General features: G+C 65.0%; 12 protein-coding genes and 3 tRNA genes. 10 read left to right on the forward strand and 5 right to left on the reverse strand.

Going from position 1 to position 20,223, the window contains the following annotated elements:
• Positions 1–93 precede the first annotated feature (93 nt).
• The 6 genes from pnp (at position 94) to NMQ14_RS04145 (ending at position 5,960) form a co-directional block, all read left to right on the forward strand.
• On the forward strand, positions 94–2,181 hold the full coding sequence (gene pnp / locus NMQ14_RS04120) for a polyribonucleotide nucleotidyltransferase (protein ID WP_257093893.1): 2,088 nt from the start codon (positions 94–96) through the stop codon (positions 2,179–2,181).
• An 88-nt stretch (positions 2,182–2,269) separates the two neighbouring features.
• Positions 2,270–2,346: transfer RNA gene (locus NMQ14_RS04125), tRNA-Pro, on the forward strand.
• 32 nt (positions 2,347–2,378) lie between these two features.
• Positions 2,379–2,455: transfer RNA gene (locus tag NMQ14_RS04130), tRNA-Arg, on the forward strand.
• 56 nt (positions 2,456–2,511) lie between these two features.
• Positions 2,512–2,587, forward strand: a tRNA-His gene (locus NMQ14_RS04135).
• A gap of 134 nt (positions 2,588–2,721) precedes the next feature.
• Positions 2,722–3,246: a prepilin-type N-terminal cleavage/methylation domain-containing protein gene (locus tag NMQ14_RS04140; protein ID WP_257093722.1), complete on the forward strand. Its 525-nt coding sequence runs from the start codon at positions 2,722–2,724 to the stop codon at positions 3,244–3,246.
• Positions 3,246–5,960 (forward strand): bifunctional diguanylate cyclase/phosphodiesterase, encoded by a 2,715-nt coding sequence (locus tag NMQ14_RS04145; RefSeq protein WP_257093724.1) that lies wholly within the window; start codon positions 3,246–3,248, stop codon positions 5,958–5,960. Before NMQ14_RS04140 ends, NMQ14_RS04145 begins: the two co-directional genes overlap by 1 nt.
• Positions 5,961–5,978: 18 nt before the next feature.
• On the opposite strand, the gene NMQ14_RS04150 is transcribed toward NMQ14_RS04145, so the two are convergent.
• The gene (locus NMQ14_RS04150) at positions 5,979–6,875 is read right to left on the reverse strand and encodes a recombination-associated protein RdgC (RefSeq protein WP_257093726.1); all 897 of its coding nucleotides are present in this window, start codon (positions 6,873–6,875) and stop codon (positions 5,979–5,981) included.
• Between the two features lie 193 nt (positions 6,876–7,068).
• On the opposite strand from NMQ14_RS04150, the gene NMQ14_RS04155 reads away from it, so the two are divergent.
• Both NMQ14_RS04155 and parC read left to right on the forward strand, forming a co-directional pair.
• On the forward strand, positions 7,069–9,030 hold the full coding sequence (locus NMQ14_RS04155) for a DNA topoisomerase IV subunit B (protein WP_257093728.1): 1,962 nt from the start codon (positions 7,069–7,071) through the stop codon (positions 9,028–9,030).
• Between the two features lie 270 nt (positions 9,031–9,300).
• Positions 9,301–11,550, forward strand: coding sequence for a DNA topoisomerase IV subunit A (gene parC, locus NMQ14_RS04160; protein ID WP_257093730.1), 2,250 nt, complete (start codon positions 9,301–9,303; stop codon positions 11,548–11,550).
• Here parC and asd read toward each other — a convergent pair whose 3' ends face one another.
• A complete protein-coding gene (gene asd / locus NMQ14_RS04165; RefSeq protein WP_257093732.1) occupies positions 11,551–12,420 on the reverse strand; it encodes an archaetidylserine decarboxylase in 870 nt (289 codons plus the stop codon).
• 35 nt (positions 12,421–12,455) lie between these two features.
• Here asd and NMQ14_RS04170 point away from each other — a divergent pair, with 35 nt between their 5' ends.
• Entirely contained in the window at positions 12,456–14,117 is a 1,662-nt protein-coding gene (locus NMQ14_RS04170; protein WP_257093734.1) for an aminotransferase class III-fold pyridoxal phosphate-dependent enzyme, read from the forward strand.
• A 99-nt stretch (positions 14,118–14,216) separates the two neighbouring features.
• Here NMQ14_RS04170 and NMQ14_RS04175 read toward each other — a convergent pair whose 3' ends face one another.
• Both NMQ14_RS04175 and NMQ14_RS04180 read right to left on the reverse strand, forming a co-directional pair.
• Complete coding sequence (locus tag NMQ14_RS04175; RefSeq protein ID WP_257093736.1) at positions 14,217–14,831, reverse strand: hypothetical protein; 615 nt, start codon at positions 14,829–14,831, stop codon at positions 14,217–14,219.
• 87 nt (positions 14,832–14,918) lie between these two features.
• Positions 14,919–16,916 carry a pseudouridine synthase gene (locus NMQ14_RS04180; protein ID WP_257093738.1) on the reverse strand — a complete coding sequence of 666 codons (1,998 nt, stop codon included), beginning with the start codon at positions 16,914–16,916 and terminating at the stop codon, positions 14,919–14,921.
• A 103-nt stretch (positions 16,917–17,019) separates the two neighbouring features.
• Between NMQ14_RS04180 and htpG the strand changes: the two genes are divergently transcribed.
• Entirely contained in the window at positions 17,020–18,957 is a 1,938-nt protein-coding gene (htpG, locus tag NMQ14_RS04185; RefSeq protein WP_257093740.1) for a molecular chaperone HtpG, read from the forward strand.
• 67 nt (positions 18,958–19,024) lie between these two features.
• On the opposite strand, the gene NMQ14_RS04190 is transcribed toward htpG, so the two are convergent.
• Positions 19,025–20,188: a methyl-accepting chemotaxis protein gene (locus NMQ14_RS04190; protein WP_257093742.1), complete on the reverse strand. Its 1,164-nt coding sequence runs from the start codon at positions 20,186–20,188 to the stop codon at positions 19,025–19,027.
• Between the last annotated feature and the right edge of the window lie 35 nt (positions 20,189–20,223).

A 20,223-nucleotide genomic window follows, 5' to 3' on the forward strand; every position in this document is an offset into this window, starting at 1 on the left:
GACTCCGCCGGTTTGTTTTTTGGCGGGCGCGCAAGTCCGCCGTGAATCGAAACGAAAGGAATCAACTTGCTTAACGCTACCCGCAAGGAATTCATGTTCGGCAACCAGAAGGTTGTGCTGGAGACCGGTGAGGTCGCCCGCCAGGCTGGTGGTGCCGTCATGGTGAGCATCGACGAAACCGTGGTGCTGGCCACTGTAGTGGCCTCGAAGACGGCCAAGCCGGGACAGGACTTCTTTCCGCTCACCGTCGATTACGCTGAAAAGTTCTACGCAGCCGGTCGCATTCCGGGTGGCTTCTTCAAGCGTGAAGGTCGTCCGAGCGAAAAGGAAACGCTGACGTCGCGCCTGATCGATCGCCCGATCCGTCCGCTGTTCCCGGAAGGCTTCTACAACGAAGTGCAGGTCATCGTGCAGGTGCTGTCGCTGAATCCGGAAGTCGATTCCGACATTCCCGCTCTCATCGGCACGTCGGCAGCGCTGTCGATTTCCGGCATTCCTTTCAGCGGCCCGATCGGCGCTGCGCGCGTGGGTTACGCCAATGGCCAGTACATCCTGAATCCGACTGCCACCGAGCTCAAGACCAGCGAGCTGAATCTGGTCGTCGCTGGCACCGAAGCGGCCGTTCTGATGGTGGAATCGGAAGCGATGCAGCTGTCGGAAGAGGTTATGCTCGGCGCCGTCGTGTTCGGTCACGAACAGATGCAGGCCGCGATCAATGCGATCAACGAACTGGTCGAAGTTGCCGGCAAGCCGGAGTGGGACTGGCAGGCGCCGGCGCGCGACGAGGCGCTGTGGAACAGCATCGTCGGTCTGGCCGAAGCCAAGCTGCAGGAAGCCTACCGCATCACGCAGAAGCAGACGCGCAGCCAGCGCGTGAGCGAGCTCCGCAATGAAGTCGTGGCTGCACTGACCGCCGACTCGGCCAATGCGCCGGACGTCAACACCATCAAGAATTACTTCTTCGACATCGAAGCGCGCATCGTCCGCAGCCGCATCCTGAACGGCGAGCCGCGCATCGACGGTCGCGATACGCGCACCGTGCGTCCGATCCACATCCGCAACAGCGTGCTGCCGCGTACCCACGGTTCGGCGCTGTTCACGCGCGGCGAAACGCAGGCGCTGGTCATCGCCACGCTGGGCACCGGTCGTGACGAGCAGATCATTGATGCGCTGGGCGGCGAATATCGCGACCGCTTCATGCTCCACTACAACATGCCGCCGTTCGCCACCGGCGAGGCCGGCCGTTTCGGCACGCCGAAGCGTCGCGAAATCGGCCACGGCCGTCTGGCCAAGCGCGCGCTGCTCGCCGTGCTGCCGCCGGCCGATGAATTCAGCTACTCGATGCGTGTGGTGTCGGAAATCACCGAATCGAATGGTTCGTCGTCGATGGCTTCCGTGTGCGGCGGCTCGCTCGCCCTGATGGACGCCGGCGTACCGCTGAAGGCGCACGTGGCCGGCATTGCCATGGGCCTGATCAAGGACGGCAACCGCTTCGCAGTGCTGACCGACATCCTCGGCGACGAAGATCATCTGGGCGACATGGACTTCAAGGTGGCGGGTACCGACAACGGCATCACCGCACTGCAGATGGACATCAAGATCCAGGGCATCACCAAGGAAATCATGCAGGTCGCGCTTGCGCAGGCGCACGAGGCGCGCAAGCACATCCTGGGCATCATGCAGGAATCGATGAGCGGCGCCCGTGAAGGCGTGTCGACCTACGCACCGCGCCTGCTGACGATGAAGATCAATCCGGAAAAGATCCGCGACGTGATCGGCAAGGGCGGCGCCGTCATCCGCGCGCTGACCGAAGAAACCGGCGCCACGATCGACATCGGCGACGACGGCACGATCACCATCGCATCGGTCAGCGCCGAAGCCGCCGAAAACGCCAAGCGCCGCATCGAGGCGATCACGGCGGAAGTCGAAGTGGGCAAGGTGTACGACGGCACGGTGCTGCGTCTGCTCGATTTCGGCGCCATCGTCAGCGTGCTGCCGGGCAAGGACGGTCTGCTGCACATTTCCCAGATCGCGAACGAGCGCATCGCCAACGTCGCCGACCACCTGAAGGAAGGTCAGCAGGTGAAGGTGAAAGTGCTGGAGACCGACGAGAAGGGTCGCATCCGCCTGTCGATGAAGGCGCTGCTCGCGGCGCCGGAAGCGGCCGACCCGCAGGAGTGATGACTGCGGGGCAGGGTGGATTTTTCTTGATCCACCCGCCCTGCAGCCATTGACCGCGCGGCTTTGCGCCGGTAGTATCGCGCGCTCTCGGGGTGTAGCGCAGCCCGGTAGCGCGCTTGCTTTGGGAGCAAGATGTCGGGGGTTCGAATCCCTCCACCCCGACCAGAACATCGGTCCGCAACGCGGTAACTTAGTACCTGCCCGTAGCTCAACTGGATAGAGCAACGGCCTTCTAAGCCGTAGGTTGCGGGTTCGATTCCTGCCGGGCAGGCCAGTTGTACGTGTGGCCCGAGAGTTTCAAGCGCTGATCGCTCGATCAGCGTTCCAGTGGTGGCTGTAGCTCAGTTGGTAGAGTCCCGGATTGTGATTCCGGTTGTCGTGGGTTCGAGTCCCATCAGCCACCCCACTCCCCAAGTCGTTTCCCTCTCAGTGTCCGCGATTTGATTCCTGGTTGATCCGCCTTGTGCGGCGTCGCCGAATTCCGGATAACGGCAGTCCGGGTACTCAAGCCATCAGTCCGATCAGCCGTTAAACCCTGACATGCGTCGGTCGGTCGTCAGACCCGGCCATGTTTTTTCGATTCATCGAGGGGGGCAGGCTGTGCAGGGGCTAAACCGGACTTCGGGATTCACGCTTGTCGAACTGCTTGCAGTGGTCGCGATCATCGGGGCGCTTGTCGCGATCGCACTTCCGAACTATGAAGCCTATGTCGAGCGCAGCAAGCAAACTGCTGCGATGAGCGACATGACAAACATCATGATGGCGATCGATCGTCATGTGATCAGGGCGAACGAATTTCCGGCCACGCTCGCCGAGGTGGGCTTCGGCGAGGCACTCGATCCCTGGGGCAACGCTTTCCAATACCTGCGCATCGCCGGCACGCCACGCCCGAATCGGGGCCAGCTGCGCAAGGACAAGAATCTGGTGCCGCTGAACAGCGATTACGACCTCTACAGCATGGGCAAGGACGGCCGAAGCCAGAAGCCACTCACGGCGGCCGCCTCGCGCGATGACAGTGTCCGCGCCGGGAATGGCGCGTTTGTTGGGCTAGCCGTCGATCACTGATGTCTGTCCGTCTTCATCTGCGGAGCCGCTTCGGACGCCGCCTATTCAGCCGCTTCCTGATCGCAGCCCTGCTGCCGATGGTGGTATTGGCGACCTTCGCCTACAGCGAAATGCGCGAGCAGCTGGTGGATCAGCTCCAGCACGGCCTGCGTGACGACAGCAAAAGCCTTGGCATGGAACTCATCAACGAGCTCAGCCTGCGCGTCGGCCTGCTCAAAGAGAGCGGTGCACGCGAAATCGCAGGGGGGCCAAGTGGTTTCGTCTGGGTCAGAGACGAACGTGATCCGCAGGTGCCGGCGCTCGATGACGACGAAGCGCGGGCGCTTGCCGCACACGGCGCAACCGTCCGCCTTTACGGCGCGCATGCGCCTTTGCTTGTCGTCCGTCGGAGCACCGACAACCGCATACTTTACGGCCGCCTTGACCCGGCAACCTTGTGGCAGAGACATTCGGTCGATACACCCTACTGCATTCTCGACAAGCTGCAGCGTCCCATCCTGTGCTCGCAGGGGCTGCAGCTCCCGGTGCTCGACCTGTCTTCGAGTGATCGGACACTGATCACCGCATCGTCCAACGGCGTGCCCCACCTCGCGGGTCACTGGAGTGCCTACCTGGAAGGTCTTTACGGGGCCGGCGTTTTTCACGTGGTAACGACTGTCCCAGCACAATCGCTGACCTTGCCGCTTGCCCACCTTCGTTACGGGTTCATCGCCATCTTCGCGCTCGCGCTGGGCTTGATCGTGGCGATGGCGGCGAGCCAGATCGGCCGGCAGACGCAACCGCTTGATGCACTGACCCGGGGGGTCAGGCGTCTTGCCCGCGGCGAAATGGATACCCGTGTCGACGTGCCGGGCGATGATGAATTCGCCCTGCTCGGCGCAACCTTCAATACGATGTCCGATCGCCTGAAGCGCAAGTTCGACATGCTTCGACTGCTTGCCGAGCTCGATCGCGCCGTACTCGGATCGGGCGAGCCGGCACGGGTGACCGAAGCCATCCTTTCGGGCGTGCTAGACGCCATTCCCTGCGACGCTGCAGGCATCGCACTCATTGATGCGAACGGAACGGCCACCTATGCACGTGCGCGTACCGGCGACGGACAGCTTTCTCCGCGCCTTGATGTGTCGGCCGATGTCCTGACGCAGATCTGCAGCCTCTGCGTCGACGAATGGAATGATGTTCGGATCGACGTTGAGTCGCTGCTGAGCGGCCAGCCGCAACAGTCGGGCCGGGGTGCGCTGATGTTCCCGGTGCGCAGCCATGGGCGGCTCGACGGTCTGCTCGTGCTCGCGCTGCCGACCAATGGCCGGCAGGACAAGGAGGAGATCATCACCGCCGGACGCAATCTTGCCGATCGGATGTCGGTTGCGGGATCCAGCTTCGCGTGGGAGGAAAAGCTCTACCGTCAGTCACATTACGACGCCTTGACCGGCCTTCCGAATCGCACGCTGCTGCGCGATCGTGTGACGCAGGCGCTCACGCGAGCGGATCGGGAGAAGACGTCGGTCGCCGCCCTGTGCATCGATTTTGACGACTTCAATTCCATCAACGAAGCGCTCGGACAGACTGCAGGCGACATGTTTCTCATCGAGGCGTCGCGCCGCCTTGAATCCCTGATGCGACCGGAGGACACCGTCGCACGTCTCGCCGGGGACAAATTCGTGATGCTCGTAACGGGTATGGATGACGCGGAACGCATGCTTGTGCTGCATGGCATCGCTGAACGTATCCACGAGTTGCTGGCGTCGCCGGTACACCTCGACGGTCGGGATGTCATTTCACAGGCAAGCATAGGCATCTCGCTCTACCCGGACAACTCAGACGGATTCGAATCGTTGATGAGTACGGCGGAAGTCTCGCTTCACGAAGCAAAGAAGTCCAGCCGTGGCGGCTTCAACTTCTATTCGCAATCGATGAATGCGGCGGTAAGCGAGCGCTTCGATCTCGCCCAGGCGCTGCGTCGGGGCGTTCAGAACGGAGAGCTTCTGCTGCACTTCCAGCCGAAGGTGAGCGCGCGCGATGGCGCCATCAGGGGCGCCGAAGCGCTGATCCGCTGGCAATCGCCATCGCGCGGGCTGGTGTCGCCGGGCGCTTTTCTTCCATTGATCGAAGATATCGGTCTGAATGGCTGGCTGACCGACTTCGTGCTCGACACGGCGTGCGCGCAGATGGCGGCGTGGGACAAGGCGGGGCTGCCCCCGATTCCAGTCTCCATCAACGTGAGCCCCGCCGATCTGGGGACTGCGGACTTTTTCGACAAGATTACTGCGGCACTGCAACGGCACAGCCTTTCGTCCACCCGGCTCGAACTGGAGATTCTCGAAACTTCGGAGGTCGGGGCAGGCGGCACGGTTCGCACGACCTTGCAGCGCCTGCGCGACGTCGGCGTGAAGATTGCGCTGGACGACTTCGGAACCGGTTATTCCTCACTGGTTTATTTGACTGAAATGCCGGCCGACACCCTCAAACTCGATCGCGCCTTCATCCGCAACCTCGTCGGCGACCTGCGTCAACAGGCCATCGTCCGGCAGGTCATTTCGCTTGCCCGATCGCTTGGATTCAGCATCGTCGCCGAGGGCGTCGAAAAGGCCGACCAGCGAGACCTGCTGGTCGACATGGAGTGCGATCTGATACAGGGCTTCCTGTATTCCCGTCCGCTGCCGCCTGAGGAGTTCGCGGCAAAACTGCTCGGGAAGCTGCCCATCGCGGCGTAAACCCGCGCACGTTGCGCATCAACGCGCGTCCGTGCCGCCCAGCGTCTCGATCAGCTGATCGATCAATCTGCCCAGTTCGCCCGTCATCAGCGCAAAGTCGGTATCGAAGCGCTCGGCTTCGTCGCCGCTGCCATCCTCTTTTTCGGTCAGCACGTCGAGTGGCGCGATGCGCTTCAGGGTCAGGGTTTCGGTCAGCGTGAAGGACACCCGTTCGGCCCAGGTCATCGCCAGTCGCGTGCATTGCTTGCCCGCTTCGATATGGCGGCGCAGGTCTTCGGCTTCCAGTGCATGGCGGGTATAGCGTACCGTGGCCTTGGACTGGGTGCTGGACCGCAGCTCGGTGTCCTGATCGACGGTGAAGCCGGCTGGCGCCTCGTCGGACGCCAGCCACGAGGTCATCGCCGACACCGGTGACAACGCGGTCTGCAGGGGCCGAGCGCCGAGGTTCTCGATGCTTTCGTTCAGCAGTTGCATCACTTCGTCGCTCTTTGCGCTGGCGGCGGCATCGACGACGATCTGATTGCGCACCGGGTCGATCCACACCCGGGTGTCGCGCGCAATGGCGAACGCACGCGGCAGCAGTTCGTTGGTCACCGCATCCTTGATTTCGCGCATTTCCCTGCGCCCGGGTTTGAAACCCTGCTGTTCTTCGATTTCCTGCGCACGCGCCTTGGCGAACTGATTGATGACCGACGCCGGCAGCAGCTTCTTTTCAACCCGCAGCGCAATCATCATCTGTCCGGCAACGGCATGCACCAGCGACTCATCGTTGCGCGGCGACACCCAGCCCATGCGCTGCATTTCGATGCTGGTGCCGGGCTGGAAGGCCTGCGCAGCGAGTTTTTCAGCCAGCTGGTCGGGGGTGGCGGTAAACGGCGTGGAGAGGCGGTAGATCTGGAGGTTCTTGAACCACATGGCGTCGGCAAAAAGGGACGCAGTCTACACGAGCGATCCGCCAGGGCGCGCCTCGCCGGACAATCGGCTGCCACGCAACGACGGTATCGACGGCAGGGCGCCATTGCATGCAAACTAGCGCACTTTTCGCGCGGCCCCGTCGGCGCGCGCTGTACCGAATATCTCTGTTCCACCGACCTCAGCCCGCTGCGACATGAACAAACCCAGCAGTTACAACGCCGCCGAAATCCAGGTCCTCGAAGGCATCGCGCCGATCCAGAAGCGGCCGGACATGTACACGCGGACCGAAAGTCCGAACCACATCGTGCAGGAAATGATCGACAACGCCTGCGACGAGGCGCAGGGCGGTTTTGCCGACCGGCTGGGCGTGATCATGCACACCGACGGATCGGTGACGGTGGAGGACAACGGCCGCGGCATTCCGGTCGATATCCATCCGACCAAGGGCGTGCCGGCGATCGAGGTGATCTTCACCATTCCGCACTCGGGCGGCAAGTTCGAAGGCAAGGCCTACCGCATCGCGGGCGGCCTGCACGGGGTCGGCGTCACGGTCACCAACGCGCTGTCGAAGCGGCTTGAAGCCACCGTGAAGCGCGCCGGCCGCGAGTACGCGATTGCCTTCGACCACGGTGTATCGCAGGGGCTGACCGAAGTCGGCAGCTGCCCGAAAGCGCACAACGGCACGCGGGTGCGTGCCTGGCCCGACCCACGCTACTTCGCCACGGCGAAGATCAAGCGCGCCGATGTCGAACACCTGCTGCGCGCACGCAGCGCCATGCTGCCGGGTGTGCGCATCGTGTTCCAGGACGAGGAAAGCGGCGACACGCGCGAGTGGCACTACGCGAACGGGCTGGAAGACTATCTGCGCGAACAGCTGTTCGAGGCGATCGGCGACACGGCTCCCGGCGCACCGCGTCCGGAAGTGTTCGCCGGTGCGCGCAGCGCATTGCCGGGCTACGACGCGGGCGAGGGCGCCGAGTGGGCGATCGGCTTCGTCGAAGGCGCCTCGGTGCGCGAATCCTTCGTCAATCTGATTCCGACGCCGGGTGGCGGCATGCACGAGTCCGGCATGCGCCAGGCGCTGTTCGAATCGGTGAAGGACTACGCGACGCACCATGGTCTGATGCCGGCCAAGCTGGCGCTGCAGTCGGAAGACGTGTCGCATCACGCCAGCTATGTGCTGAGCGCGCGCGTGCTGGAACCCCGCTTCCAGGGTCAGACCAAGGACAAGCTGAACAACCGCGAGGCAGTGAAGCTGGTGTATGAATCGATCAAGGATGCGCTCGACCGCTGGCTCAATGATCACGCGACCGAAGCACAGCGCATTGCCGGGTTGGCCATCCGCAGCGCGCAGTCGCGCGCGCGCGCCGGCAAGGTGGTGGAGAAGCGCACCGGCTCCGGCGTCACCCTGCTGCCGGGCAAGCTGACCGACGCCACCGGCACGGTGCCGGAGCAGAACGAAATCTTCCTGGTCGAGGGCGATTCGGCCGGCGGCAGCGCAAAGCAGGCGCGCGACCGCACCTTCCAGGCGGTGCTGCCGCTGCGCGGCAAGGTGCTGAATACCTTCGAAATAGACGCGTCGGAAATCTTCGCCAACAACGAAGTGCACGACATCGCGGTGGCGCTGGGCATCGACGCCCACAAGCCGGACGCACCCGACACCGTGCTCGACGGCCTGCGATACCACAAGGTGATCATCCTGTCGGACGCCGACGTCGATGGCGCGCACATCCAGACGCTGCAGCTCACGCTGTTCCTGCGCCACTTCCCGCGCCTCATTGCGCGCGGCCATGTGTTCATCGGCCAACCGCCGCTGTACTGCATCAAGATCGCCCCGACGAGGGCGCGCCCGGCGCGCCGGCTGTACGCGCTCGACGAAGCAGAGCGCGACAGCATGCTGGACGGCCTGATCAATGACGGCATCGCCGAAAGCGCGCTGACGGTCAGCCGCTTCAAGGGTCTGGGTGAGATGAATCCGGACGAATTGAAGGAAACAGCGATGAATCCGGAAACCCGACGGCTGATCCGCATCACGCCGGGCGCCGATGCCGACGTGGTGATGAACACCTTCACCATGCTCATGGGCAAGAAGGAAGCCGAGCGTCGCCGCCGCTGGATGGAACAGGAAGGCGACAGCGTGGTGCCCGATGCGTAATCGGACCCCTGTAGGTTGGGGTGAGCGCAGCGATGCCCAACGTCACCGCCAACGCCAACTCACCTTCACTGGCTCGACTGCCACGCTGGCATGTTGGGCATCGCTTCGCTCACCCCAACCTACGAAGTGCGTTACGCGTCACCGGAGTTCGGGCATCGAGCGACAGCCTGGTGGCAAGCTGTTTCCGCGCGACGGCCACGCTGGCATGTTGGGCATCGCTTCGCTCACCCCAACCTACGAAGTGCGTTACCCGTCACTGGAGTTCCTGAATTGAGCGATACCCTGTTCGAACCCGACATCGATGACGTGCCGATCGACGCGCATGCGTCGCAGGCCTATCTGACCTATGCCATGTCGGTCGTCACCTCGCGCGCGCTGCCGGGGCTGGAAGACGGCATGAAGCCGGTGCAGCGGCGCATCCTGTTCGCGATGGATGGCTTCGCGCGGCCCGATGCGGCGCACAAGAAGTCGGCGCGCGTGGTGGGCGACGTCATCGGCAAGTACCACCCGCACGGCGACTCGTCGGTGTACGAGGCCATGGTGCGTCTGGCGCAGCCGTTCACGCTGCGCTATCCGCTGATCGATGGTCAGGGCAACTTCGGTTCGATGGACGGCGACAACGCCGCCGCGATGCGTTACACCGAGTGCCGGCTGACCGCCTTTGCGCGCCACGTGCTGCTGTCGGAACTGAACGCGGGCGTCATCGACTTCCAGCCGAATTACGACGGCACGCAGCAGGAACCGGCGCTGCTTCCGGCGCGCCTGCCGGTGGTGCTGGCCAATGGGGCCTCCGGCATTGCGGTCGGCATGGCGTGCGAGATTCCGCCGCACAACCTGCGCGAAATCGGCGAGGCGACCTGCCGTCTGCTGGTCGATCCGCGCATGCCGGACGACGACCTCATCGACTGCTTTCAGGGGCCGGACTTTCCGAATGGCGCGACGCTCATTTCGTCGCGCGAAAGCGTGGTCGCTGCCTACAAGGAAGGGCGCGGCTCATTTCGCATGCGCGCCAACTTCGAAGTCGAGGCCCTGGCGCGCGGCCAGTGGCAGATCGTCGTCACGGCACTGCCGCCAGGCGTGAGCACCGGGGCCATCCTGACCCGTATCGACGATCTGGCGAATCCCAGGCCCAAGGGCGACAAAAAGAAGATCAGCGATGATCAGGCACGCACGAAAACACTCGCCACCTCGCTGATCGACTCGGTGCGCGACGAATCCGACGCGCGCCATCCGGTGCGCCTGGTGATCGAACCGAAGTCGCGCGCGGTGAGTCAGGAAGACCTGCTGGCCTTCCTGTTCGCCTATACCGACCTCGAATGCAACACCAGCCTGAACCTGACGCTGCTCGACACGCGTCGCCGGCCGGGCCAGATCGGCCTGCCGGCGGTGCTGCGCCAGTGGTGCGACTACCGGCTCGCCGCGGTGTCGCGCCGGCTGACCCGGCGCATCGCCGACATCGACGAGCGCATGCACATTCTCGATGGTCGTCTGGCCATCCTGCTCGACATCGACCGCGCGATCGCCATCATCCGCGCCGCCGACGATCCGAAGGCCGACCTGATGGCGGGTTTCGGCATTACCGAGCGACAGGCCGAGGACGTACTGGAAATCCGCCTGCGCCAGCTGGCAAAGCTCGAAGCGATCAAGCTGCAGGCGGAGCGCGACGCACTCGATGCCGAACGCACCGGCCTGCTGGGCATTCTGGGCAGCGACACCGCACTGCGCCGTTTCGTGCGCGACGAGGTGAAAGCTGATGTCGAGCGCTTCGGCGACGAGCGGCGCACCCGGGTGAATGCGGACGTGCAGGCGACGCGCGCGCGCGAAGTGCCGCAGATCGACGAGGCGGTGACCGTCATCGTCTCGCGCGGCGGTTTTGGCCGCCTGCGTTCCGGTCACGACGTTGATGAGGCGGCGCTAACCTGGAAGGCGGGCGACGGCCCGCTGGCGGTGCTGAAGTGCCGCACCGTCTGGCCAGTCATCCTGCTCGATGCTGACGGCCGCAGCTACACGATCAAGCCGACCGATCTGCCCAGTGGCAAGGGCGACGGGGTGCCGGTGTCGTCGCTGGCGGATCTGGCCGGCAAGAAGCTGGTCGCGGTGCTGACCGGCGAGCCCGGCAGCCGCTACCTCGTCGCGTCGGATGGCGGCTACGGATTCGTCTGCACCATCGAAGACATGGTGAGCCGCAACCGCGCCGGCAAGGCCTTCCTGAATACCGACGGCACGCTGGCATTGCCGCCGCTGCGGCTGCAGCCGGACGACGCCTGGGTCGTGGCGATGGCCGGTGACCGCCTGCTGGTGTTCCCGCTCGACGAAATGAAGACGCTGTCCGGCGGCAAGGGCGTGAAGATCATGACGCTGCCGGATGGCGAATCGCTGGCCATGCTCGATCTGTTCCGCGGCCGGCTCGTGCTGAACGTGCCCGGCTCGCGCGGGCGCCCGAAGGCGCTCACACTGGACGAAGCTGCGCTGATGGCGTGGCGCGGTGTGCGCGCCACCAAGGGAAAGAAGCTGGGCTGATCACCCCCCGGGCAGGCGCATCAGCGCCTCGCCGGCCCGGATGCGCCGGCCGATGACCGTAAGCGGGTGCAGCGCCATCGACGACGGCGCCAGCACGATGATGGTCGAACCGTGCTGGAACCAGCCCATTTCCTCGCCCTTGCGCAGCATGGCGTCGCAGGCCAGCCGGTGCGGGCCGCGATAGCCGGCGTGCAGCAGCAGGTCGAGGCAGTGCAGACGCAGGCTGGCCACCAGAATGGCCGCGACCGGCACCAGCAGCACCGGCGTGCCATCGGCCAGCGCAGTCGTGATCGCCGCCCGCTCGTTGCGGCAGTACAGCTTGTCCACCCGCGCCAGTGCCGGCGGATTGACGTTCCAGATGTCGCCCGGAAAGTAGGTCACGTGCGACACCCGGCAGTCGTGCGGCGCATGGAAGCGGTGATACATCGACGCCGTGATGCGCACGGTGGCGTAGCAGCCGTCGCGAAACCGTGCCGCCAGCGTAGCGTCGCCCAGCAACTCTTCCAGCGTGTAGTGCAGGCCCTTGGCCTGCAGAAGCGTGTCGCCTTCGATGCGGCCGCAGGCCACGACGATGCCGTCGCATGGGCTGACCAGCGTGAGCGGATCGGCATCGACCGGCCGCGCACCGTCGCGCAGCTCGCGCACGAAGCAGTCGTGCAAGCTGGCAAAGCGCGTCTTTTTCGCTTCCGACAGATCGACGTCACCGAACAGCCGCCACAGTGCGATCGACATGTCGCGCACCAGGGGCTGCTCGATCTGGCTGAACCAGCCGGCAAATCGGGTCAGTGCGGCACGCGGCACGCGGTTGGTCAACGCGAAATTCAGCGCGTCGCGCAGCCGCCGGCGGGCCGGCAAAAGAGTGTCATTCATGTTGCCGTAACCTTGCGCTGATATTTCCGTGAGGCATGACCGAAGCCCTCCCTTTCTATGTCGCCGGCGCCGCTGCGCTGCTGGCGCTGCTGCCGCGCGTCAAGCGCCGGCTCGAACTGTCGCGCGCCAAGCACCGCTCGCTCGCCGGCCATTCCAAAATGTCGCGTCGGGTGGCCAGACTGCTGCCTTTCTACGAATTCGACGTGGCTGACGTGTTTGCGGCAGACGACGCGCCGCCCGCTGTGGTGGAACAGCGCCGTCTTGCCTTCGAACGTCTTGCCGCGCTGTACCGCGAGCGCTACCCGAAGACGCGCGCACTGACGGCAGAGGTGCAGCCCATGCTGTCCGACCTGCAATTCACCAGCGCGTACCGCGTTCCGTTCCAGTTCAGCCGCCATGTGCGCGAGCACCTGAAGGCCGGCAACTTTGTCGCGTCGTCCTCCGGTGTCACCGTGACCGACCTCGACGGCAACGTCGCGTACGACCTGACCGGCTCGTACGGTGTCAATGTGTTCGGCTACGATTTCTACAAGGGCTGCATGGCGCGCGGCAACGCACAGGTCGAAGCCCTCGGGCCAGTGCTCGGCAGCTTCCACCCGCTGCTCGCCGACAACGTGAAACGGCTGTGCGCGATTTCCGGGCTCGATGAAGTGTCGTTCCACATGTCCGGCACCGAAGCGGTCATGCAGGCGGTACGTCTCGCGCGCTATCACACACGGCGCAGCCACCTGGTGCGCTTCTGCGGCGCCTACCACGGCTGGTGGGGCGACGTGCAGCCGGGCGTCGGCAATCCGGTCGCAGCCGAACACACGTACACACTGAAGGACATGCATGCCGATACGCTGCACGTGCTGCGCACCCGGCGCGACATCGCCTGCGTGCTGGTGAATCCGCTGCAGGCCCTGCACCCGAATGCCGGTGCGCCCGGCGACTCGTCGCTGGTCGACGGCGGCCGGCGCGCCCATTTCGACCGCGACGCCTACGCCGACTGGCTGCGCCAGCTGCGCGAAGTGTGCACGGCACGCGGCATCGTGCTGATTTTCGACGAGGTGTTCGTCGGCTTCCGGCTCGCACCGGGCGGCGCGCAGGCGTACTTCGGCGTGCGTGCCGACATGGTGACCTACGGCAAGACGCTGGGTGGCGGCTACCCGGTCGGCGTGGTGTGCGGCAAGGCGGCACTGATGCGCCGCTACCGCGATGACCGCCCGGCCGACATCTGCTTCGCGCGCGGCACCTTCAATTCGCATCCGCACGTAATGGCCGCGATGAACGAGTTCTTGCGGGCGCTCGACACGCCCGAAATCGCGGCGCTGTACGACGGCCTCGATGAACGCTGGAACGCGCGCGCCGAAAAGCTGAACATGCTGCTGGCCGAAGCGGATCTGCCGGTGCGGGTGGTGAATCTGTCGTCGATCTGGACCGTGACATACAGCGTACCGTCGCGCTACAACTGGATGCTGCAGTACTACCTGCGCGCCGAAGGGCTGGCGCTGAGCTGGGTCGGCACCGGCCGGCTCATCTTCAGCCTGAATTACGGCGATGCCGACTTCGATGCAGTCTGCGAACGTTTCGTCGCCGCCGCACGGCGCATGCAGGCCGATGGCTGGTGGTGGGTGCCGGAAGGCGCGAGCAACAAGCAGGTCAAGCGCCGCATCCTGCGGGAAATGCTGGCGGAGCGGTTTGCGCGGCGCGGCTGAACGCATGGCTGAACAACGCAGGGACGAAGGCGGAGCAGGGAATCAGGCGAGTCGTGCTCGCCGAAATCCCCGCTCCGCCCTCGCCGCGAGAACCATGCTTCAGGCTTGCGCCGAATGCTGTGCGTGGCGCGGATCGATCAGCTCGCCGCGCAGCAGATACAGCGGGGCGCGGTAGTAAAGCTTCACATCGTGGAAGGGGTCGGTGAGGATTTTGGTCATCCACACGAGGCCGGTCTGCACGTCGCGGATGAAGAACAGATGCACGGTGCGGAACAGCAGGCCACCGACGCCCACCGCCAGCCAGATCAGCGACGTGTTGTGCACAAAGCCGCGCGCATCGGCATGCGGCTCGAGCAGGCCGAACAGAGCCGGATCGACGTACAGCACGACCGGTGACAGCGCCCAGATCCCCATCAACACGATCTTGCGTTGCAGGTTGTAGCCGACCTTGATGTCTTCCTTGAATTCGTGGGTCGCCTGATTGACGTGGTCGTAGCCCTTGGGCTCGAAGAAGAAATGGCCCGACTGACGCGACACCATGGCGACCCCCCAGCTGAGCAGCGCTGCGGCGGCCGGATCGACAAACAGCATCGCATAGGCCGCAAGAAAGCTCAGCGCACTGATCAGGTGCAGGCTCTGGTTGATGCGGCTGTGGTGGTAGTAGCGGTGGTCATCCCAGCGCTGGACATGCAGGGCCTTCAGAAATTCGTTCATGTAACTCCTCCGTAGTGTGAAGCCTACGAAGGAGGCGTTACATGAAGAATGCAGTTCGTCTACAGATTGGTGACAGTCTGCTGACGTTCAGAAAGCTTCGTCCGGTCGCAGGTAGCGCCACTTGCCGACCGGCAGGTCGGCGAGCGGGATGCGGCCGATGCGCACGCGCTTGAGTGCGACCACTTCGAGTCCGACCGCGTCGCACATGCGGCGGATCTGCCGCTTCTTGCCCTCACGCAGCACGAAACGCATCTGCTCCTCGTTCTGCCAGCTCACCTTGGCAGGTTTGAGCGGCTGGTCGTCCAGCTCAAGACCGTGATTCAGCAGCGCCAGCGATTCGGCCGGAAAGACTTCCGACAGCGGGCCGTTGCCGAACGACTTCGTCGCCCGCACGCGCACCAGGTATTCCTTTTCTATCGTCGAATCCTCGCCGATCAGTACGCGGGCGACGCGACCGTCCTGCGTCAGCACCAGCAGACCGTGCGAATCGATGTCCAGCCGGCCGGCCGGCGCCAGACCGCGCAGATGGTTGCGATTGAAGGTCTGCCCCGACTTGTCGCCCATCCACTGGTTTTCCGGCACGAACAGCACGCTGGCCGGCTCGTGGCCGTCTTCCGCCTGGCCGCTGACGAAACCGACCGGCTTGTGCATCAGCACGGTGACGCGCAGCGCCTGGTCGGCGCGCGCTTCCTTGTTCACTTCGACCTTCTGGTGCGACAGCACGCGCTGGCCGAGCACGGCGACTTCGCCATCGACCGTCACCCAGCCGCGCACGATCCAGTCGTCCGCCTCCCGACGCGACGCTGCACCCCGGTCGGCCAGCCAGCGCGACACGCGGATGCCGTCCTTCGGGTGGTCGTCGCCTTCTTCGGCCGGCACGGCCTTCACACGACCTTTCTTGTCCATGTCGCGCTCTTCCCACGGCTTGGCCGGACGAAGTGGTGCGGCGGCGGGCTTGGCGCTGCGCGGGCGCTCGCTGCCTTCGGCACGCGGCGGACGGCTGTCGCGCTCGGGGCGCGGCGTCCACGGGCGCTTCGGGGCGTCGTCGGCACCGGGCGCGCGGGCAGGGCGCTCGCCCCGATCGCTCCGTGGCGGACGATCGGCGAAGTTGCCGCGCGGCGCGCGTTCGCCGCCTTCGGCACGCGGCGGACGGCTGTCGCGCTCGGGGCGCGGTGTCCACGGGCGCTTCGGGGCGTCGTCGGCACCGGGCGCGCGGGCAGGGCGCTCGCCGCGATCGCTCCGTGGCGGACGATCGGCGAAGTTGCCGCGCGGCGCGCGTTCGCCGCCTTCGGCACGCGGCGGACGGCTGTCGCGCTCGGGGCGCGGTGTCCACGGGCGCTTCGGGGCGTCGTCGGCACCGGGCGCGCGGGCAGGGCGCTCGCCGCGATCGCTCCGTGGCGGACGATCGGCGAAGTTGCCGCGCGGCGCGCGTTCGCCGCCTTCGGCACGCGGCGGACGGCTGTCGCGCTCGGGGCGCGGTGTCCACGGGCGCTTCGGGGCGTCGTCGGCACCGGGCGCGCGGGCAGGGCGCTCGCCGCGATCGCTCCGTGGCGGACGATCGGCGAAGTTGCCGCGCGGCGCGCGTTCGCCGCCTTCGGCACGCGGCGGACGGCTGTCGCGCTCGGGGCGCGGTGTCCACGGGCGCTTCGGGGCGTCGTCGGCACCGGGCGCGCGGGCAGGGCGCTCGCCGCGATCGCTCCGTGGCGGACGATCGGCGAAGTTGCCGCGCGGCGCGCGTTCGCCGCCTTCGGCACGTGGCGGACGGCTGTCGCGTTCGGGGCGCGGTGTCCACGGGCGCTTCTGCGCGTCGTCGGCACCGGGCGCGCGGGCAGGGCGCTCGCCACGATCGCTGCGTGGCGGGCGATCGGAAAAATCCTTGCGTGGTGGCCGATCACCCGTGTCACGACGCGGCGCGCCGTCACGGCCACGCGGCGTCTTGGCGGGGGGCGCGACCTGGGTGGTATTGCGGCTCAATGTCCGGGACTTGGCGGTGCTGTTGCGCACCGGCTTGCGGGCCGGATCGCGGTCCGAGGCAGTCGGGCTGTCGGATTTGCTCGGCAAACCGAGTTTCGGACGAGTGGTCATCGTGAAGTCAACAATCTGTGGACCGCACAGCATAGCGGGGACTTGAAATGTCGGGGGGAAGTCTCAATCTTCCGCGGTTGTCATTTCATCATACGGAGTCGCCATGTCGGAAACCGCCACCGCCGCCCAGACCATGAATTTCCAGGCCGAGGTGAAGCAGCTGCTTCATCTGATGATCCATTCGCTGTACAGCAACCGCGACATTTTCCTGCGCGAACTGGTCAGCAATGCGTCGGACGCCTGCGACAAGCTGCGTTTCGAAGCGATCGCGGATCCAGCCCTGCTCGAATCGGATTCCGACCTGAAGATCCGCGTCGCCTTCGACAAGGTCGCCCGCACCATCACGATCACCGACAACGGTATCGGCATGTCGCGCGACGAGGCGATTTCCCATCTCGGCACGATCGCCCGCAGCGGCACCAAGGAATTCTTTTCCAGCCTGACCGGCGACCAGAAGAAGGACGCCAACCTGATCGGCCAGTTCGGCGTCGGCTTCTACTCCGCCTTCATCGTCGCCGACACGGTCACGGTCACCACGCGCCGCGCCGGGCTGCCGGTCACCGACGGTGTGCGCTGGTCGTGCTCGATGACCGGTGACACGGCGGGCGAATACACCGTCGAACAGATCGAGCGCGAGGCGCGCGGCACAGAAATCGTTCTGCACCTGCGCGAGGACCAGGACGAGCTGCTGTCCGGCTTCAAGCTGCGCCACATCATCCGCGAATACTCCGATCACATCCTGCAGCCGGTCGTGATGAAGAAGGAAGAGTGGAAAGAGGGCGAGCAGATCACGACCGACGAGGACGAAACCGTCAACCAGGCCAATGCGCTGTGGACCCGCTCGAAGTCGGACATCACCGACGAGCAGTACCAAGAGTTCTACAAGCATGTCAGCCACGACTTCCAGGAGCCGCTGGCCTGGTCGCACGCACGGGTCGAAGGGCGGCACGAATACACCCAGTTGCTGTTCATCCCGGCACGCGCGCCATTCGACATGTGGGACCGCAAGACCAAGCACGGTCTGAAGCTCTATGTGCGCCGCGTGTTCATCATGGACGACGCCGACAAGCTGCTGCCGGGCTATCTGCGCTTCGTGCGCGGCGTGGTCGATTCGGCCGACCTGCCGCTGAACGTATCGCGCGAAATCCTGCAGGAGGGGCGCGACATCGACACCATCCGCTCCGGCTGCACGAAGAAAATCCTGTCGGTGCTGGAAGACCTGGCCGACAACGAAGACCCGGCGCAGAAGGAGAAATTCACCACCTTCTGGAAGGCCTTCGGCAATGTGTTCAAGGAAGGCGTGGGCGAAGACACGGCCAACCGCGAGCGCGTCGCGAAGCTGCTGCGCTTCGCGTCAACGCATCTCGATACCGAAGAGCAGTCGGTGTCGCTGGCCGACTACCTGTCGCGCATGAAGGACGGCCAGAGCAAGATCTATTACGTTACCGCCGAGTCGTTCAAGGCGGCAAAGAACAGCCCGCACCTGGAAGTGTTCCGCAAGAAGGGCATCGAAGTGCTGCTGATGCACGAGCACATCGACGAGTGGGTGGTCGGCAACATGACCGAGTTCGAAGGTCGTCCGATGGTGTCAGTCGCCAAGGGCGGGCTCGATCTGGGCGCAATGGAAGATGAAGCCGAGAAGCAGGCGCGCGAACGCGACGAGGGCGAATTCAAGCCGCTGGTCGAGCGCCTGCAGGCGACGCTGGCAGAACAGGTGAAGGAGGTGCGCATCACGCACCGCCTGACCGATTCGCCGGCCTGCCTGGTGTCGGACGAATTCGAGATCGGCGGCAATCTGGCGCGCATCCTGAAATCGGCCGGTCGCGACGCGCCGGCGTCGAAGCCGACGCTGGAAATCAACCCGCAGCACCCGGTGGTGCAGCGGTTGCGCAACGAGGACGCGCATTTCGACGACTGGGCGGCGGTGCTGTTCGATCAGGCCCTGCTGGCCGAAGGCGGCGCACTGGAAGATCCGGCCACGTTCGTGCGCCGGATGAATCAGCTGATGCTGGCGATGAGCAAAGAACGGCCGTCGGCATAGGCGCGCTGCGGAATGCAAAAGGGCGCTTCCCGATGAAGCGCCCTTTTCGTTTGCGCGAACCCGGGATTCAGATGCGGAACACCTGCACCGCCTCCTGCAGGTTCTGCGCCGAACTGGCCAGTTCGGTGCCCTGACGGGCGGTTTCTTCGGCGACCTTCGCGTTCTGTTCGGACAGCGAAAAAAGCAACTCGGTATTGCGCACGATTTCACCGGCCGACGCATTCTGTGCGCCGAGGCTGTCGCTGATCGTCGCTGACTTGCCGGACAGCGCCTGCAGCCGCTGCAGGATGCCATCGAACTCGCTCACCGCTGCGGCGGTGTTCTGCGTCGCCACCGTCACTTCGTCATTCGAACCGCGCACCAGGGTGATGGTCTCTTCCGCGTCATCGCGGATGCGCACCACCAGTTCGCTGATGTCGTTCGACGAGGACTGACTGCGCTGCGCCAGCTTGCGGACTTCGTCGGCCACCACCGCAAAGCCGCGTCCCTGTTCGCCGGCGCGTGCGGCTTCGATGGCAGCATTGAGTGCCAGCAGATTGGTCTGGTCGGACAGTTCCTTGATCAGTTCGTTGATGCGGTTGATGGCGCGCGAGTCATCGACCAGCCGTTCGATCACGGCGAGCGAATCGGCCATCTTGCCGGATGCCGCATGCACGCTGTCGAGCGCGCCTTCGAGCGTCCGCTTGCCGGCCTGCGATGCCGCCCCGGCAGCCTGCGACAGATCGCTGGCTTCGCGCGACAGCGATTCCACATCCTGAATCTTGCCGCTCATCTGCTCGATCGCACCGCCCACCGCTCGGATCGAATCGAGCTGACGCGTGACCGTTTCACGTGCTTCACCCGACGCCTGCGAAAGTTCCACGGCGGAGCCGGTCAGCGTGGTCGACAGCGCCTGCAGGCGCTCGACCAGCTGCTTGACGGCCTTGCGCGCCGAGTTGTATTCGTAGCCCAGCCAGGCGAAGTCGTCCTTGCCGTCGAGACTGATGCGGTGATCGAGCCGCCCCTTGGCCAGCGCGTGCAGGCCACCGACGATGATTTCCGCCCGCGCTCCGTAGAAGCGGCCGATGAAGTGACCGGTCAGCGCACCGCCTGCCAGCAGCAGCAGCGACACGCCGATCTGCACGGGCCAGTTGCCACCCTCCGCAACCATGTTGAATGCGACGCAGCAGATCAGCGCAGACGAGCCGCCGAACAAAACGAACGCCTTTTTCACGCTCAAGTGTTTAAGCATGTCTCCCCCTGCACGAACACATGGCGAACGATGGC

The organism is Methyloversatilis sp. XJ19-13, assembly GCF_024580155.1.
Lineage (GTDB): Bacteria > Pseudomonadota > Gammaproteobacteria > Burkholderiales > Rhodocyclaceae > Methyloversatilis.

What these genes read in the sequence shown, in the direction of transcription:
- pnp (WP_257093893.1), top strand. Translation starts at nt 94, where the DNA reads ATGTTCGGCAACCAGAAGGTTGTGCTGGAGACCGGTGAGGTCGCCCGC.
- NMQ14_RS04140 (WP_257093722.1), top strand. Translation starts at nt 2,722, where the DNA reads ATGCGTCGGTCGGTCGTCAGACCCGGCCATGTTTTTTCGATTCATCGA.
- NMQ14_RS04145 (WP_257093724.1), top strand. Translation starts at nt 3,246, where the DNA reads ATGTCTGTCCGTCTTCATCTGCGGAGCCGCTTCGGACGCCGCCTATTC.
- NMQ14_RS04150 (WP_257093726.1), bottom strand. Translation starts at nt 6,875, where the DNA reads ATGTGGTTCAAGAACCTCCAGATCTACCGCCTCTCCACGCCGTTTACC.
- NMQ14_RS04155 (WP_257093728.1), top strand. Translation starts at nt 7,069, where the DNA reads ATGAACAAACCCAGCAGTTACAACGCCGCCGAAATCCAGGTCCTCGAA.
- asd (WP_257093732.1), bottom strand. Translation starts at nt 12,420, where the DNA reads ATGAATGACACTCTTTTGCCGGCCCGCCGGCGGCTGCGCGACGCGCTG.
- NMQ14_RS04170 (WP_257093734.1), top strand. Translation starts at nt 12,456, where the DNA reads ATGACCGAAGCCCTCCCTTTCTATGTCGCCGGCGCCGCTGCGCTGCTG.
- NMQ14_RS04175 (WP_257093736.1), bottom strand. Translation starts at nt 14,831, where the DNA reads ATGAACGAATTTCTGAAGGCCCTGCATGTCCAGCGCTGGGATGACCAC.
- NMQ14_RS04180 (WP_257093738.1), bottom strand. Translation starts at nt 16,916, where the DNA reads ATGACCACTCGTCCGAAACTCGGTTTGCCGAGCAAATCCGACAGCCCG.
- htpG (WP_257093740.1), top strand. Translation starts at nt 17,020, where the DNA reads ATGTCGGAAACCGCCACCGCCGCCCAGACCATGAATTTCCAGGCCGAG.
- NMQ14_RS04190 (WP_257093742.1), bottom strand. Translation starts at nt 20,188, where the DNA reads ATGCTTAAACACTTGAGCGTGAAAAAGGCGTTCGTTTTGTTCGGCGGC.